This is a genomic window from Micromonospora sp. HK10, assembly GCF_000982955.1.
Lineage (GTDB): Bacteria > Actinomycetota > Actinomycetes > Mycobacteriales > Micromonosporaceae > Micromonospora.
This window is the reverse complement of record NZ_KQ058720.1, coordinates 1-1467: the sequence shown is the minus strand read 5'-3', so window position 1 is coordinate 1467 and position 1467 is coordinate 1. Positions and strand designations below refer to the sequence as shown.

At 70.6% G+C, this 1467-nt stretch carries 1 pseudogene; it reads right to left on the bottom strand.

Going from position 1 to position 1467, the window contains the following annotated elements:
* Window positions 1–21 precede the first annotated feature (21 nt).
* Window positions 22–1241: pseudogene (locus LQ51_RS07140) on the bottom strand (IS110 family transposase).
* Window positions 1242–1467: the final 226 nt, after the last annotated feature.

Here is a 1467-nt window from a genome sequence, read left to right as displayed (position 1 = left end):
GGGGTGTCCCTATGGGTTTCGTCAAGCCGCGTGGCGGGATTCGTGGGCTGGTTTCGGTTGGTAGGGGGCTTTCGTGCGGAGCATGGCGTGGAGGACGTCGACCCGGCGGCGGGCGAGGCAGATGAGGGCGGCGTTGTGTTTCTTGCCTTCGGCGCGTTTCCGGTCGTAGTAGGTGCGGCTGGCTGGGTCGGCCAGGGCGGCGAACGCGGACAGGAACAAGGCGCGCTTGAGCTGTTTGTTGCCGCCCTTCGGTGGGTGCTCGCCGCGGATGGAGCTGCCGGAGCGGCGGGTGACCGGGGCCAGACCGGCGTAGGCGGCCAGGTGGCCGGAGGTGGGGAAGGCGGTGCCGTCGCCGACTTCGAGCAGGATGCGGGCTGCGGTCCTGACGCCGATGCCGGGCATCGAGGTCAGGACCCCGGCAAGAGGGTGCGCATCAAGCATCCCCTCGACCTGTTCGGCGACCTGGTCCCGCTGGCGCAGCAGGTCACACAGGCTGTCAGCCAGTCGGGGCAGAACGGTCTCTGCGGCCGTGGTGCCGGGCACGACGACGGTCTGCGCGTCGAGCGCGGTGAGGATCTGCTCGACCAGGCGAGCGCCCATGCGTGGCGCTCGGGCCTTGACGATCTCGAGGAGTTTCGTGCGACCGGCCTTGCGCAACCCAGCCGGTCCGCCGCACCGCGACAGCAGCTTCAGCACCGCAGGATGCTGCAGTTTCGGGCCCAGGACCCGCTCCAGCGGCGGGTGGATCTGGGTGAGCAGGCCGCGGATCCGGTTGGAGATGCGGGTGACCTCGCCGGCGAGGTCGTCGTCGTAGCCGACGAGAACTTCCAGCTCCGCGAGGGCCTCGTCGCCGGTGTCGACCCGGCGCAGAGTGTGCGGCAGGGTCCTGGCGGCGTCGGCGATCACGTACGCGTCTCGGGCGTCGGTTTTGGCCGTGCCCGGATGAAGGTCGGCCAGGCGGCGCATGACCAGACCCGGCAGGTAGGCCACCTGATGCCCGCACGCGCGGGCGACGGCCACGGGCAGCGCGCCGATCGAGGCGGGCTGGTCGACCACGACCAGGATCAGGCCGTGCCGGCCGAGCTTGTCGAACAACCTGCGCAGCCCCGCCTCGGTGTTGGGCAGCGTGGCGTCATGCAGCCGCCTACCCGCGCGGCTCAGCGCGACCGCGTGGTGTCCTTCCTTGCCGACGTCGAGTCCTACGAAGACGCCGAACCCGTCGTGCACTCCCGCCTCCCCACCACCTCGTCATGGCTCGACCGCAGGCCAGGCGCCGGACTGCCGGCATCCACGTTACGAGGAGACCTACCCCGAGCCCGGGGTGGCCGGGTCCCTATCAGCGGTCCGCCGACGCCACCCGACCCGGCGACAACACCCCCCGGATCATGCGTACGACAGGGGCAGTAAGTCATACCGGGCCGGGCGACCGAGCAGTCCCCGGCTGGGGACGATCAAAAAGGTAACGGG